This window comes from Mesorhizobium sp. URHB0026, assembly GCF_054059755.1.
In genome coordinates this window covers 2,346,564-2,360,759 of the sequence record NZ_JBSSCN010000001.1, presented here as the reverse complement: position 1 = coordinate 2,360,759, position 14,196 = coordinate 2,346,564, and the positions used below count along the sequence as shown (strand labels likewise).

Here is a 14,196-nt window from a genome sequence, read left to right as displayed (position 1 = left end):
TTTCAGGCCTGTTCGGTGCGCGCCGTGACCCGCCGGCGGCGTTCGCCCTTTTGGCTCTGCACGATGCGCACGCGCTTGACGCGGCGCGGATCGGCGTCCAGCACATGGAATTCGAAGCCGGGAATGGCCTGCACCACCTCGCCGCGCGCCGGCACGCGGCCGAGCGTGTTGAAGATCATGCCGCCAATGGTGTCGACATACTCGCCATGTTCACCCGCGGCGAATTCCTCGCCGATCATCTTGGCGACCTCGTCGATTTCGGCCTTGCCATCGACGATAAACACGCCGTCGCCGGTCTGGGTGATCATCGGCTCGTCGTCGTCATGCTCGTCCTCGATGTCGCCAACCACCATCTCGACGATGTCCTCGAGCGAGACGAGGCCGTCCGTGCCGCCATATTCATCGATGACCAGAGCCATCTGCGTGCGCGTCGTCTGCATGCGGCCCATCAAGTCGGACGCAAGCATCGACGGCGGCACGAACAGGACCTGCCGGATCAGGTTGAGCTCTCCAATGGTGCGCGCAAGGTCGACCTGGGCAAGATCGAGAACCGTGGCGACAGGCGTTTTGCGGGTTGCACGGCCCTTCCTGACACGCGCCAGCTTTGTGATATGGGCCAGCACGTCGCGGATATGGACCATGCCGCGCGGGTCGTCGAGCGTCTCGGAATAGACCGGCATGCGGGAATGACCGGATTGTTCGAACATGCCAAGCAAGTCACCGAGCGACGTGGCGATCTCGACCGCCTCGATATCGGCGCGCGGGCACCATGACGTCCTCGACGCGCACCTCGCGCAGGCGCAGGATGTTGTTGAGCATGGCGCGCTCGCCAGGCGAGAAGGATTCGACATCGCTCGTCGTCTCGGCGAGCGCGCCGGCGATTTCTTCGCGCAGGCTGGTGCCGTTGCGTTGCCGGAACAGGCCCAGCACGCGGTTGAACAGGGAGGGGCCGGCAGGCGACGGCTCGATGGCCGTGCTGCCGGTGTTGGCAACACTAGGGGTAACGGTACTCGGACTTGATCCCTCTTCCGACGTATCGGAAGCCTTGATCGCACTGCCGACATCGGGGCGGGCGGCAGTCTCTGGTTTGTCGTTCATCGTCGTCCGGTCAATTGGTCTTTTTTAGTTACGCGTAGGGATCGGGAATGGCAAGCCTTGCCAGCGCGGCGCGCTCGATGGCTTCCATCTCCTCGGCCTCCGCGTCGGTCTCGTGATCATGGCCCATGAGATGAAGCAGGCCATGGATGACGAGATGGCAGATATGGTTCTCCAGCAGCTTTTCTTCCAGTGCCGCTTCGCGCGCCACCGTCTCGGCGGCAAGCACGATGTCGCCGAGCATCGGCGGCAGCGGGCGGCCTTTTGCCGGCGGAAATGCCGGGAAAGACAGAACGTTGGTGGGCTTGTCCTTGCCGCGCCAGCCGGCATTCAAGGTACGGACATGGGCGTCGTCGGAAAAAACAATGCTGAGTTCGGAATGACCCGTCGCACCGGTCTCGGCAAAGGCGGCTTCAACCGCGCGATCGACCAGCCGCGTCAGGCTTGCTTCATCGGGCCAATCGCCCGCTTCAACCGATATATCGATCTCGACGGGAACCGGAAGGCTCCCGCCGCCGGATGTGTTGTCCTCAGCCATGAGGCCGCATCGTCAAGATCAATTCTCGGCACCGAGGCCACGAGCCAGCTTGGCGTCCCGGTCATAGGCCCTGACGATTTCCGCCACCAGCGGATGGCGAACGACGTCGACATCGTTGAAGCGCACGGTTACCGCGCCTGCCACACCGTCGAGGACACGCAAGGCTTCGACCAAGCCTGACTTGGTGCTCGGAGGAAGGTCGATCTGTGTCGGATCGCCAGTGACGATCATGCGCGAGTTCTCGCCAAGACGGGTGAGAAACATCTTCATCTGCATCGGCGTGGTGTTCTGCGCCTCGTCGAGAATGACGGCGGCGTGCGCCAGCGTGCGGCCACGCATGAAGGCGAGCGGTGCGATTTCGATTACTTCGGCTGCAATCGCACGCTCGACCTTGTCGGCCGGCATCATGTCGTAGAGCGCGTCATAGAGCGGCCGCAGATACGGATCGACCTTCTCCTTCATGTCGCCCGGCAGGAAGCCCAGCCGTTCGCCGGCCTCGACAGCCGGTCGCGATAAAATGATGCGCTCGACCATGCCGCGTTCGAGCAGCATCGCCGCATGCGCCACCGCCAGATAGGTCTTGCCGGTGCCGGCTGGACCGATGCCGAAGACCAGTTCCGACCGCTCCAGCGCCCGCATATAGGCGTCCTGGTTCAGGGAGCGGGCATAGATGGTCTTCTTGCGGGTGGCGATCTGGGCGGCGGAGACCTTGCCCTTGCGCTCCAGTGTCGGCAGCGTGAGCTGGTCGTCGGCGGCGATAGCCATGCGCACGGCCCCGTCGACATCGGACTGGCTGATATCGACGCCCTTCTGCAGGATGCCGTAGAGATTGTCCAAGGCGCGGCGCGCCTGTTCGGCGGCCGAAGCGGACCCCTTGATGGTCAGCTGGTTGCCGCGCGAGCGGATGTCGACGCCGAGCTTCTGCTCCAGCCGGGCCAGGTTTTCGTCGAACTGGCCGTAAAGGGCGCTGGCAAGCTTGTTGTTGTCGAAAGTCAAAACGATGTGCGCCATGTCAGAAGCCCCGGATGCCGGTACCGGGGGCAGATTCTTCAGCTCCGCTGCGCTCAACCGTCTCTCCTCATCTGCCGAGACCATCAGGCCAATTCGGCGAACAGGCTGTTGTAGCCCGTCTTCGTGATTCGCACCTTGATAATGTCACCGATTTCACCGGCGTTTTCATCAACAATAACTGGCTGCAGCCAAGGCGAGCGGCCGACCTTCTGGCCGGCCTGACGACCAGGCTTCTCGATCAGCGTATCTATGGTGCTGCCGATCAAACTCAAGCCGAAATCCTGCTGTTGTTTCAACAGCAGCGCCTGCAGGCGCTGCAAACGCTCGTCCTTGACCGCTTCCGGCACGTGGTCGGACATCTCGGCGCCGGGCGTACCGGGACGCGGCGAATATTTGAAGGAGAAGGCCGAAGCATAATTCACCTGGCGCACCAGATCCATGGTCGCCTCGAAATCGGCCGCCGTCTCACCGGGGAAACCAACGATGAAATCGCCCGACAGCGCGATATCGGGGCGGGCGGCGCGGATGCGATCGAGCAGCGCCAGATAGTCCTTGGCCGTATGCCTGCGGTTCATCGCCTTCAGAATGCGATCCGACCCGGATTGCACCGGCAGGTGCAGATAGGGCATCAGGGCGGCCAAGTCGCGGTGCGCGGCGATCAATTCGTCGTCCATGTCGCGTGGATGGCTGGTGGTGTAGCGCAGCCGCGCCAGGCCGGGGATTTCGGCCAGCCGAAACAGCAGCCGCCCGAGACCCCATTCCGCGGTCTTGCCCCGTTTGGTCTCGCCCTGGCCATGCCAGGCGTTGACGTTCTGGCCGAGCAGCGTCACCTCGCGCACCCCGGCCTCGGCCAGCCGCTCGGCCTCGGCGACGATCTGCGCCACCGGCCGCGACACTTCCGAGCCTCTCGTATAGGGCACGACGCAGAAGGTGCAGAACTTGTCGCAGCCTTCCTGGACGGTGAGGAAGGCGGTGACGCCACGCTTGATCACCTCGGCACGCTTGGGCTGCGGCAAATGTTCGAACTTGTCCTCGATGGCGTATTCAGTTTCGACGATCTTTTCGCCGCCGCGAACCCGGGCCAGCACGTCGGGGAGACGGTGATAGGTCTGCGGACCGATGACCAGGTCGACGGCCGGCGAACGCCGGATGATCTCGGCGCCCTCGGCCTGCGCCACGCAGCCGGCGACGCCGATCAGCATCTCGCGGCCGGCAGTTGCGCGTTCCGCCTTCATGTCGCGGATGCGGCCAAGTTCGGAATAGACCTTTTCGGCGGCTTTTTCCCTGATATGGCAGGTATTGAGCAGCACTAGATCGGCCTCGCCGATGACATCGGTCGCCGTATAGCCGTCAGCGACCAGTGCATCGGTCATACGCTGTGAATCATAAACGTTCATCTGGCAGCCATAGGTCTTGACGAAGACCTTCTTGGCTGCCGTGGCGCGCGCCGCCGGGTGTCCGGCCACAGTGCCGATGTCGTCGCTTTCAATCGTGTTCAAGTTCATCCGGCGGCTTCTAACGCCTTTCCGTGACAAAAAACAGACGATTCTCGGCATGTGCCAGCTGGCGCATGCCGGCGGCTAACGGCTCGGGAGCGGATCGGCGAGGGCGGCCTGCATCATCTCGCGCACCCGGCCTTCCATCAGCTTGGCCGTTTCCTTGCGGTTGGAACCCTTGGCAAAGGCGATCGGTTCGCCGAAATGCACCTCGACGTCGAGCGCGCCCTCGGCCATCAGCACCTTGAGATGCGGCATCAGGTCCTCATCGCCGATCCAGGCTGCGATCGGGCGGTGGCGGCGGCCGAGCGGCACGCCGTGCAGGCGCGTATAGGCGATCCCAACGGGCTGGATGAAGACCTGCTCGGCCGCGCCTTCGGAAATGGCCATCGAGGCGGCGCCGAACAGGGTGCTTTTGAAGGGCAGGACGACATTGCCGTCACCGGTCGAACCCTCGGCGAACAGCACCATGGCATCGCCCTTGGCCATGCGTCTGGCGATCTCGCTGGCCTGATCGCCAGACGAACGCTTGCGTTCGCGCTCGATGAAAACAGTGCGTTGCAGTTTCGACAGCATGCCGATCAGCGGCCAGCCTTCCATGTCGGCTCGGGCGATGAATTTCACATCCGCAAAGGAGCCCAGCACCATGATGTCGGTCCAGGAGATGTGATTTGAGACAACCAGCAAGGGGCGTTTGTCGGACAGCGCCCCTCTGACCTGGATACGCATGCCGAGAGCCCGGATGATCAGCCGGTGCCAGAGCTTGAGGATGAAGGTTTCCGGCCACCAACCGGTCTTCATCGACAGAATCTGCAGCGGCACGAAAACCAGCGACCCAGCGACGACGAGGCCCAGCGCCAGGAAAATCCTGATTTTCTTGATCATCGCCCTACCGTTACAGCGCCGCGCGTCCTCTTGGACGCACAAAGGACGCTGTAACACCTTAATTCTGGCGCATGATCCTCTCCGAAAATCGGATTCGATTTCGGGGTCATGCGGTCCCTGGCTAGCGAAGATCGCGGCGCATGACAAGCGCCCCAGTCGGCCCGCGATCGGGCGACTTGTAGTAATCCGGACGCTTGCCGACTTCCCGAAAACCCAGGCGACGATAGAGGGCGATCGCCGCGGCATTGGTCTCATCGACCTCGAGGAATAAGGCTTCGGCGCGCTGCGAATGCAATTCGCGCAGCACTGCGTCCATCAACTGCCAGCCCAGCCCCTGGCGGCGATGCGATCGCGCCACCGCGACGGTCAGGATTTCACCCTCGCCCGCGGCCAGCCGGGCGAGGACGAAGCCGACAGGCGGCTTGGCGCCCTGCCCGGTTTCGCGCGCGGCATAACCGAACACGGTGTCCTGTTCGAGCAAGGCGGCGAACTCACCATCGGTCCAGGGGCGGACAAAATCCTCGCGGTGCAGCAGCGAGACCGCGGCGCTGTCGGCGATCCTGAGCGGCTCGAGCGCATAGTCCCGGCGACGTGGTTGAAGAAAAGGTATGCGCATCAATTCTCGTTTTCTCGTCTGACCATGATCTCTGGACAAACGGGACCGTTTGTCCGCGAAAACCGGCCTCCACTTTTCGGGATCATGGTCTCTGCCTCGATAGTATAAACCCGGCCTGCGGCTTGGCATCGGCACCGCGCAGATAAAGCGGCTTCGGCCTTTCGCCCTGCCCCTTTGCGGCAGCCAGCCGAGCGTAAGTGAGAATGTCGGCGGTGGCCGCCCGAGGCCCGATGTCGAAGGTGCGGCCGGCCGCGTCAGCGATCAGTGTCGCCGCCGTGCCGGCGAGCACCGCGGAACGTTCCGACGCCATCGTCACCGCACCCGCAAGCGTGGCCGTGGCCGGACCGTAAGTCAACACTGACATTTCATCGTACAATGCGGCATGGATTTCCTCGCGGCCGGCATCAAGCGCCGCCAGCACGGCGCGGCCAGGAAAGGCACTGGCCGCCTCGGCCGCCAGTGCCTCAAGGGTCGTCACCCCGATTGCCGGCAGCTTGAGCGCCAGCGCCAGGCCACGCGCGGTCGACACGCCGACGCGCAGGCCGGTGAAGGAACCCGGACCGACAGAGACGGCAATGGCGCCAAGCCCGACGTAGTCGGTCGCGCCGGTCTTCAGCGCGTCAGCGATCACGGCCATCAGGTGCTCGGCATGACCCTTGCCCAGATCGAGCACCGAGCGGCCAAGCTCCAGCCCAGCCGCCGCGTCGTAGACACAGGCAGCGCAGAGGCTGGCGGCACAGTCGATGGCGAGAACTTTCATGAAACGACCGGTTCGAAAAACAATTCCCTGTGCCCGCCATGGCGCGCAACCGCAAGTGTATAGTGCATAATTTGTTAAGCGGCTTCGGTTTGGGCAGGCAGAAGAGCTTATGCCTCCGGCCCTATGCGCAGTATGTGGTTGTCCCAGACATAGTCCGGTTCCGTCCGCGTGGCACCACCGCCCTCGATGATCTCGCCGGCGCTCGTGGTGGCCATGAAACCTGCCCCGTCGCGCGCCACGCCGCAGACCTCGACCAGCGCGCTGGAGGAGACGATCCGGCCGCTGCCCGCATCGATCACGACAAGCGAATTGCCTTCCGGCGAGGAGACGGCGACGGTGCCGGCACCAGGATTGGCGGCGACCGAGCCGATATAGTTGCGGAAACCGGACAGCACATCCCGCGGCATGTCGAGCAATGCCAACCCCCTGCCCCGCGCGGCGCGACCGACCAGAAGCGGACGATCGGTGCCGGAGCCCCTGTATTGGCAGCCGAACCAGACGGTGCCGGTCTGGTCGGTATCCATGTGGCGGATCGACAATTGGTGGAGAGCGGCCGGCAGTTCATGCTTTTCGATCAGGTCGCCGGTGACGCGGTCGACCAGCACATAGGAAGGTTTCATGGTCGCAATGTTGAGCTCGGCGCGTCCATAGTCTGGATGGGTCTCGATGCCGCCATTGGCGACCGCGATCGTCTTGCCGTCGCCCAGCAGAAGAAGTTCGTGCGGGCCCATGCCGTAGGTCGGGAATTCGCCGATGCGATTGAATTTCGCCCGCGCGTCATAGACGCCGACCACGCCAACGGCGTTGTCGAAGTCGTTCTCGGTGGCGTAGAGCAGAGCGCCGTCGGGCGAGAAGACACCATGACCGAAGAAGTGCCGGCCTGCGATGCTGGCGATGGTCCGCGGGGCGTCGCGCCCGGCGTGATCGAAAACGACGGCGAAGGTGCCGGGCTGGCGGGCGAAAACCACCGAACGTTTCGAGATCGGATCGAAGGTGACGTCATGACCGCGATCGGGCAGGTCGATCGTATGCAGCACCTTGCCGGCCTCGGACAGGACGGCGGCGCCAAAACCGCCGTCGCGCTTGAGGAAGGCGGTGGCGAACACGGCATCCGCCGCGAGCGTATTTGCCCAGGCCGAGGGCGTCACGGCGGCGGCAAAGCCAATGCCGGCGGCCCTCAAGAAATCGCGGCGGTCGATGAGCAATTCCTTCACGCTCAGTCTCCATCCAGCGACGAGAAGCCGGCGGTCAGACCGAATTCGGCGGTCAGCCTGGTGCCGATCAGAGTCGACAGGCTGGAGGTGATCAGGGCGAAATGCTCGAGTTTTTCGCGCAGCGCCGGATCGGCGAGCGCCTTGTCGATCGGACCCTGGATGGCCTTGGCGGTCGCAACGCCGTTGAGCAGCTGGATGTGGATCGACTCTGCCATCCAGCGCGCATCCGGCGGCAGCGCGCTGCCGAGCTTCGACACCTGGAACAGCGCATCGATGCCGGCCAGATTTCCGGCCAGCGCGTTGGCGGTGTTTTGCGAACGCCAGTAGATCGCCTGTTTTGGTTTGTCGGCCTCGGGCCTGGCGCCCAGAAAACCCTTCAGGCGCACATCGCGGACCATTTCCAGTTCATTGATGAAGACGCCGACCAGTTCGGTGACCGCCTCGTTGCCATCGCGATAGAGCGCGTTTTGCGGCCCCGGATTGGCCCACAGTGCCGCGAATCCGTCGGGTTTGTTCCAGGCCGCGCTGACGTCCGTCGCGATAGCTTCGATGTTGCCGGCAACGGCCGCGCCATAAGCGCACCGATAGGGTTCAGCCTTGCCCGTCAAGGCGTCGGCGCCGTCGCCGTAAAGCACGAATTCCAGCGCCCCGAGCCCCTGCATGGCAACGCTCTTGCCGGCAAGCTGGACAGGATCGGTGGCGGCGGGATCCTTGTCCGACAACACCACCTGCACCTGTTTCAGGCCGATGCTCTTGCGATCCGGCCAGAACAGCATGCGCTCCAGCCTGTTGTTCTCCTTGATTGGCCCGAAACCGATGATCTCGGCCGACGACCAGGCATGGACGGTAGCCGAGAACGCAGCTCGCGCCGCTTCGAGATCCGTTTGCGAGGGCGCCTCGCAAAGCCTGTGCATGGCTTTGGCGAGGGCTTCCGCATGCTGGTGCAGGTCCTCATATGCCGGGCGGACAAAGCCGTCGATCGCGCGCTGGACGACATCAGAGGCTTTCACCGCGGCCGATGCGGGCAAGGCGCCCAGCAGAGCCAGCGGAAGAACGAGAACCAGCGCGAAACGCTTCGCCATCAAAGTGACCCCAGGAATTTGACCAATGCATCGCGCTCGGTGGCGCTGGTGGCGGCAAAGCGGTCGCGCGCCTTCCGGCCCTCGCCGCCATGCCACAGGATGGCCTCGACCAAAGTGCGCGCACGGCCATCGTGCAGATAGAAGGAATTGCCGTTGACCGTTTCGGTGAGGCCGATGCCCCATAGCGGCGGCGTGCGCCACTCATTGCCAGTCGCGTCGCCCACAGCCTGGCCGTCGGCAAGATCCGGCCCCATGTCGTGCAGCAGGAAATCGGAATAAGGCCAGATCAACTGGAACGCCTGCGCCTTGTCAGGTGCATCGCGACGGGTAACGAATTTCGGCGTGTGACAGGCAATGCAGCCGATTTCATAAAAGACCTTCTTGCCGGCGAGCACCTCAGGCGAGGCGAGGTCGCGTCGCGCCGGCACCGCCAGGTTCCGCGAATAGAAGGTGACGAGATCCATCACCGCCGACGGCGCCTCGACCGGGCCGAGGCGCGCCTGCACGCCGTTGGGCATGGCGAGACACTTTTCCTGCGCGGCGGTGCAATCACCCCAGTGTTTCGGCTCGTCCGACGTTGAGACGCCGATATCGCCGGCAAAGGCATCCGCCGCTTGCTGGCGGATCGACGCCGTCTGCGCCTTCCAGCCGAAACGGCCAAGCGTCGGTTCGCCGCTTAGGCCATCACGCACGATGTTGGGCTTGCCGGAAATACCATCGCCATCCCTGTCGTCAGGGTCGGCATGGGCCAGAATGTCGGCCGGCGCGATCTGTTCGATCAGGCCGAGGCCGATCATCGGCGGCGTCAGGCGCGGCGACAGCGTGGTGCGCGGATCGAGCGGCCCGTAGCCGAGATCATCGATCGTATAAGCGGGCTTGCGCAGGGAAGCCGCAGTGCCGTCCGGCAGTTTCACCTTCCGTTCCTGATAGTCGACACGCATCCTGCCCTCACCCCCGAGACCAAGCACAGCCAGTTCCTGCAACTGCGTGCCATAGACCGGGTCTGGAAGGTTGAGCAGCCCATGGTCGGCGAGCGCCGCCTTCTCTTCCGCGCTGCTTGCGTCGCGCGCCAACCGCAGGAACATCGAGGTAGTCCCAACATCGGCTTGCGGCGGCCGTCCACGGCCATCCTTCAGATGGCAGTTCTGGCAGGCGCGTTCGTTGAACAAGGGTCCGAGCCCATCCGAGGCCTGCGTCGAGGACGGCGACGACACCCAGTTCTTGCGGAAAAGCGCATTGCCGAGCTTGAAGGTGCCTTCTTCCTCGAAGCTGATGTTGGCCGAAGATTGCGAGAAGGAATCACGGCTGATGTCTTTCCGCGAGGTGCCGGCGCCACCTTGCATCAGTTCGAAAGGCTCGGGCTTGGAAAAATCCGTGGTAGGCCTGGTAACGATGGTGACGCGCGCCTGATCCTTGGCATCGGGGTCGGTGCGCGTTGTGGCGAGACCGGCGGGTAGAAGGTCGCCGGCGATGGCAGGAGTGGTCAGCGCCAGCATCAGAATAATGCCGTGCCGACCAGCCGATATGGCTGGCATTTTCCGGAGGCGCGGCGGGCCCTTGACCCGCCGCAAGCGGCGCAGGACGTCTAAGAGGCGCCGCATTCCCGCATATCCTTAGTCCGCCTCATCCGCCGGTGCGGCGTTGAGTTGGCCGTACTTTTCCTCACCGATCGAGGCCAGCAGGTCGAGCTGCGTCTCGAGGAAGTCGATATGGCTTTCCTCGTCGGTGAGCAGTTCCTCGAACAGTTTCATCGTCACGTAGTCGCCCGCTTCCTCGCAGATTTCGCGCGAGCGCTTATAGGCAGTGCGCGCGTCATATTCACCGGCCAAGTCGGATTCGAGCACTTCCTTGACGTTCTGGCCGATGCGCAGCGGCGCCACGGACTGCAGATTGGGATGGCCTTCAAGGAAGATGATGCGGGCGACGAGCTTGTCGGCGTGATGCATCTCCTCGATCGATTCCGCCCGCTCCTTCTTGGCCAGCTTGGCGTATCCCCAATCCTCGAGCAGGCGGAAATGCACCCAATACTGGTTTACGGCGCCGAGCTCCAGAAAAAGAGCCTCGTTAAGCCGCTCGATGATCTGTGGTTCGCCTTTCATGGGTTCTGCTCCCGTATTGGACGCGCAGGCCTCTGACGCGATCCAGATGTGAAACGATGTCCATGCCGCTTGCCTGCGAGCGGGCGTGGTAGTTCTCGGTGACCCGAATGATCGTTTCCACCACATTTGGGAAGCAGCCGCAACAGCGACCCCGTTTGTGCATGGCGTGATAGACCTTTGCCGGCACGATGAGCTGCCAGGGATCCTGATCCAGCAGGCCGATGATCGTCTGCTCGATCTCCTTCTCGGTGATGATGTTGCAATGGCAGATCAGCATTTCGTCGCTCTGGCTGACGGCGCTCCGATGCGCCGTTTGGCTGGGGGCTTACTTGAACACCTTGTCGGGCGCGTCGAGACTGTCGGAGCCTTCGAAGGCGATGTTGTTGAGCTTCAAGGCGCCGACGGCGCGTTCGATCGACTTGGTCTGGTCGATCAACGCGTCGATTGCCGCCTGCACGGTGGCATTGCCTGCCGTATTGCCCTCGGCGATCTGCTGGTCGTAGGCCTCGCCGGCCAATGCCCGTCCCTTGATCGCTTCCATCTTGGCGACGGTGACATCGAGCTTGTCGGACAGTTCCTTGTCGATTGCCGGATCCGCTGCCTTGACCATGTCGTGCACCGAGGGACCCGAAACGACGGTGCCGTCCAGCCTGGTGTAGCTGGCGTGATAGGCGGCGCGAATACCGAGGGCATCATGGAGATGAGAATTGTAGGTGTTGTCAGAGAAGCAGTCCTGCTCCTCTTCCGGATCGTGCAGCAGCAGGCCGAGCTTCATGCGCTCGCCGGCCAGTTCGCCGTAGGAGAGCGAGCCCATGCCGGTGAAGATCACCGAGACGGCGGTGTTCGGCTCGCCATCGACGAGGTTCTTGCGCGCGGCGCCGTCTTCCTTCCAGTCGTTGACCATCTTCCGCAGGTCGGAAACCAGAAGGTCAGTTGCCGACTTCAGGTACTGTGCGCGGCGGTCGCAATTGCCGCCAGTACAATTCTTGAGATCATAGTCGGTATAGGGACGCTCGCCGGCGCCCGGGCCGGTGCCGTGCAGGTCCTGACCCCAGAGCAAGAATTCGATGGCGTGATAGCCGGTAGCGACATTGGCTTCGACGCCGCCGGCCCCTTGCAACGTACCGGAGAGGAATTCCGGCGAAAGCTTCGAGGCATCGACCCTCTTGCCGTTGATCTCGATCTCCTTGTTGGCGATCACATTGGCGGTATAGAGCGAATTCGCATCCGAATCCGTGCCGTAGCTCTTGGCGACATAGTCGATCAGGCCTTCGTCCAGCGGCCAGGAATTCACCTCGCCCTCCCAGTCGTCGACGATCTTGTTGCCGAAGCGATAGACCTCGGTCTGCTGGTAGGGCACGCGCGCCGCCTTCCAGGCGTCGCGGGCGGCATTGAGCGTTTCCGCCGACGGGTTGGTAAGCAGCGCGTCGACCGCCTTGTCCAGCGTCCGCGCCGTGGTCAGCGAATCCTCGTACTTGGCAAGCGCGATGTCGGAATAGGTCTCGATCACCGCCTTCGCATCGGTTTGCGCCTTTGCGGGCAGGACGAACACCGCCGCCGTCAGCAGCGCCGTGGCGCCGATCGCCACAAGCCTGCCGCCATATCGTGCCGTCATTGTCGCTCTCCAGTTTCTCGGGAATTCCGCAAACGGCGCGCGCGGCAACCGGCACCAGGCCGTGTGCATGCCACCGGCCGCAAGATATGCCGCACTGTCGCGCGACTCAGGGAAGTATGCCGCGCTGTCGCGCGACTCAGGGAAGAAAGACACCAAAATGCCTCCAATCGAACGGGTTCAAGGCCCAGACATCAAAGGGATGCGCCAATGCGCAAGCTTCCTTAAAACTTCGAGTTCAATGGAGTCAACGGAAATTGCTTAAAAACCCAATCGAAACAACAGTTTAGAATTATTCTAAACTACAACTGTCAACTTTACGCGTTCGTTGCACCGGCTTTGCGGCCGAACTGTCCGATTGACAGTCGCCATCCCGGGTGCGACCCGCAGACATTCTCTTGCGGCGGTGCCAGACAATTGCCGCTTGGCGAGACGTCCTAGGATCGAATCGGGATCGAAATGCAATGAAGAACGGCGTGGTCATTGTCGGTGCGGGTCATGCGGGCGTGCAGGCGGCCGCCAGTCTGCGCGAGGATGGCTATGACGGGCCGGTGATCCTGGTCGGCGACGAGAACGAACTGCCCTATCACAAGCCGCCGCTGTCGAAGACCTTCATCAAGGATGCCACGGCCAAGCCGCAGCCCTTGCGCGGCGAAGCCTTCTACACCGGCAGCGCCATCGACTACCGGCCGAGCATCCGGATCGAGCGCATCGATGCCGGCCGCCGCAGTCTCGACATTGCCGGCGGTGGCGCACTTGCCTTCGACCATTTGATCCTGGCGACAGGATCGCGCCCGCGTGCCTTGCCATTACCCGGCGCGGAGCTGTTCGGCGTGGTGTCGCTGCGCTCGCTGGCCGATGCCCGGCTGATTCGGGACTTGAGCGCGCATAGCGAAGATGTCGTCATTCTCGGCGGCGGCTTCATCGGACTGGAAATCGCCGCCACGCTTCGGGCGTCGGGCCGCACCGTCACCGTTGTCGAGGCGGTCGGCCGGCTGCTTGGCCGCGCCGTGGCGCCGGTGGTGGCCAGCCATGTCCGGCAAAGGCTGGAAGCGACAGGCGTGCGAATCCTCACCGGCACCTCGATTGCAAGGCTCGAAGGCGAAGACGGCCATGTCACCGCCGCGATCACCTCCTCGGGCGAAAGGCTGCCGGCGCACATGGTCGTGGTGGGTATCGGTGCCGTGCCGAATGTCGAACTCGCGCAGGAAGCCGGCCTCACCATAGCCAACGGCATCCGCGTCGATCACCAGATGCGCAGCTCGGTACGGAACATCCTTGCCGTCGGCGACGCCGCCTCGTACCGGCACTGGTTCACCGGCGGCGACGTGCGGCTGGAATCGGTGCAAAACGCCACCGACCAGGCGCGGCTCGCCGCGCGCACCATCACCGGTCACGCCGACTGCTATTCGGCGGTGCCATGGTTCTGGTCCGACATTGGCGACATGAAATTGCAGATGGTCGGGCTGACATCAGGCGGCGACAGCCATGTCGTACTCGGTGACCTGCCCGACAACAAGTTCTCGATCTACCACTATGCGGGAGACCGGCTGCTCGGCATCGAATCCGTCAACCGCCCCGGCGACCACATGCTTGGTCGCAAGATGCTCGGCGCCGGTTTCTCGCCGACGCCGGAAACGGTTGCGGAGGGACCGGATGGGTTGAAGGCGGCATTGGCCGCGTTTCAGCAGAGTGAACCTGCAAAGGCTATTGGGTAGAAGACACCCGAGATCAAACGTCAATTTCGACGTCTGCGCTGCCCCTCACCCGCCTGCCGGCACCTTCTCC

13 protein-coding genes and 1 pseudogene are annotated in these 14,196 nt (G+C 63.3%); 1 reads left to right on the top strand and 13 read right to left on the bottom strand.

The annotated features are described in order from the left end of the window. Positions 1-2: 2 nt before the first annotated feature. The 13 genes and pseudogenes from ACVWWD_RS11815 to ACVWWD_RS11755 all read right to left on the bottom strand — a co-directional run bounded on the left by ACVWWD_RS11815 (position 3) and on the right by ACVWWD_RS11755 (position 12,411). Positions 3-1,098: pseudogene (locus ACVWWD_RS11815) on the bottom strand (hemolysin family protein). Between the two features lie 28 nt (positions 1,099-1,126). Next, positions 1,127-1,633 (bottom strand): rRNA maturation RNase YbeY, encoded by a 507-nt coding sequence (ybeY, locus tag ACVWWD_RS11810; RefSeq protein ID WP_352547707.1) that lies wholly within the window; start codon positions 1,631-1,633, stop codon positions 1,127-1,129. Positions 1,634-1,651: 18 nt separating this feature from the next. Further along, entirely contained in the window at positions 1,652-2,644 is a 993-nt protein-coding gene (locus ACVWWD_RS11805) for a PhoH family protein (RefSeq protein WP_031241013.1), read from the bottom strand. A gap of 83 nt (positions 2,645-2,727) precedes the next feature. Continuing rightward, positions 2,728-4,149 carry a tRNA (N6-isopentenyl adenosine(37)-C2)-methylthiotransferase MiaB gene (gene miaB / locus ACVWWD_RS11800; RefSeq protein WP_352547704.1) on the bottom strand — a complete coding sequence of 474 codons (1,422 nt, stop codon included), beginning with the start codon at positions 4,147-4,149 and terminating at the stop codon, positions 2,728-2,730. Positions 4,150-4,224: 75 nt separating this feature from the next. Next, on the bottom strand, positions 4,225-5,025 hold the full coding sequence (gene olsA, locus ACVWWD_RS11795) for a lyso-ornithine lipid O-acyltransferase (protein WP_352547702.1): 801 nt from the start codon (positions 5,023-5,025) through the stop codon (positions 4,225-4,227). A 121-nt stretch (positions 5,026-5,146) separates the two neighbouring features. After that, positions 5,147-5,641 carry a ribosomal protein S18-alanine N-acetyltransferase gene (rimI, locus tag ACVWWD_RS11790; protein WP_023772671.1) on the bottom strand — a complete coding sequence of 165 codons (495 nt, stop codon included), beginning with the start codon at positions 5,639-5,641 and terminating at the stop codon, positions 5,147-5,149. Positions 5,642-5,723: 82 nt separating this feature from the next. Then, the gene (tsaB, locus tag ACVWWD_RS11785; RefSeq protein WP_352547699.1) at positions 5,724-6,401 is read right to left on the bottom strand and encodes a tRNA (adenosine(37)-N6)-threonylcarbamoyltransferase complex dimerization subunit type 1 TsaB; all 678 of its coding nucleotides are present in this window, start codon (positions 6,399-6,401) and stop codon (positions 5,724-5,726) included. A 107-nt stretch (positions 6,402-6,508) separates the two neighbouring features. Continuing rightward, positions 6,509-7,615 (bottom strand): DUF1513 domain-containing protein, encoded by a 1,107-nt coding sequence (locus ACVWWD_RS11780; protein ID WP_352547697.1) that lies wholly within the window; start codon positions 7,613-7,615, stop codon positions 6,509-6,511. Positions 7,616-7,617: 2 nt separating this feature from the next. Continuing rightward, on the bottom strand, positions 7,618-8,697 hold the full coding sequence (locus tag ACVWWD_RS11775; RefSeq protein ID WP_352547695.1) for an imelysin family protein: 1,080 nt from the start codon (positions 8,695-8,697) through the stop codon (positions 7,618-7,620). Continuing rightward, positions 8,697-10,298, bottom strand: coding sequence for a di-heme oxidoreductase family protein (locus ACVWWD_RS11770; protein ID WP_457103075.1), 1,602 nt, complete (start codon positions 10,296-10,298; stop codon positions 8,697-8,699). Before ACVWWD_RS11770 ends, ACVWWD_RS11775 begins: the two co-directional genes overlap by 1 nt. 12 nt (positions 10,299-10,310) lie before the next feature. Next, entirely contained in the window at positions 10,311-10,796 is a 486-nt protein-coding gene (gene bfr, locus ACVWWD_RS11765) for a bacterioferritin (RefSeq protein WP_023772666.1), read from the bottom strand. Next, a complete protein-coding gene (locus tag ACVWWD_RS11760) occupies positions 10,762-11,073 on the bottom strand; it encodes a (2Fe-2S)-binding protein (RefSeq protein ID WP_023763271.1) in 312 nt (103 codons plus the stop codon). Before ACVWWD_RS11760 ends, bfr begins: the two co-directional genes overlap by 35 nt. A 48-nt stretch (positions 11,074-11,121) precedes the next feature. Next, positions 11,122-12,411 carry an imelysin family protein gene (locus ACVWWD_RS11755; protein ID WP_352547690.1) on the bottom strand — a complete coding sequence of 430 codons (1,290 nt, stop codon included), beginning with the start codon at positions 12,409-12,411 and terminating at the stop codon, positions 11,122-11,124. Between the two features lie 461 nt (positions 12,412-12,872). Here ACVWWD_RS11755 and ACVWWD_RS11750 point away from each other — a divergent pair, with 461 nt between their 5' ends. After that, on the top strand, positions 12,873-14,126 hold the full coding sequence (locus ACVWWD_RS11750; RefSeq protein WP_352547688.1) for an NAD(P)/FAD-dependent oxidoreductase: 1,254 nt from the start codon (positions 12,873-12,875) through the stop codon (positions 14,124-14,126). Positions 14,127-14,196 lie beyond the last annotated feature (70 nt).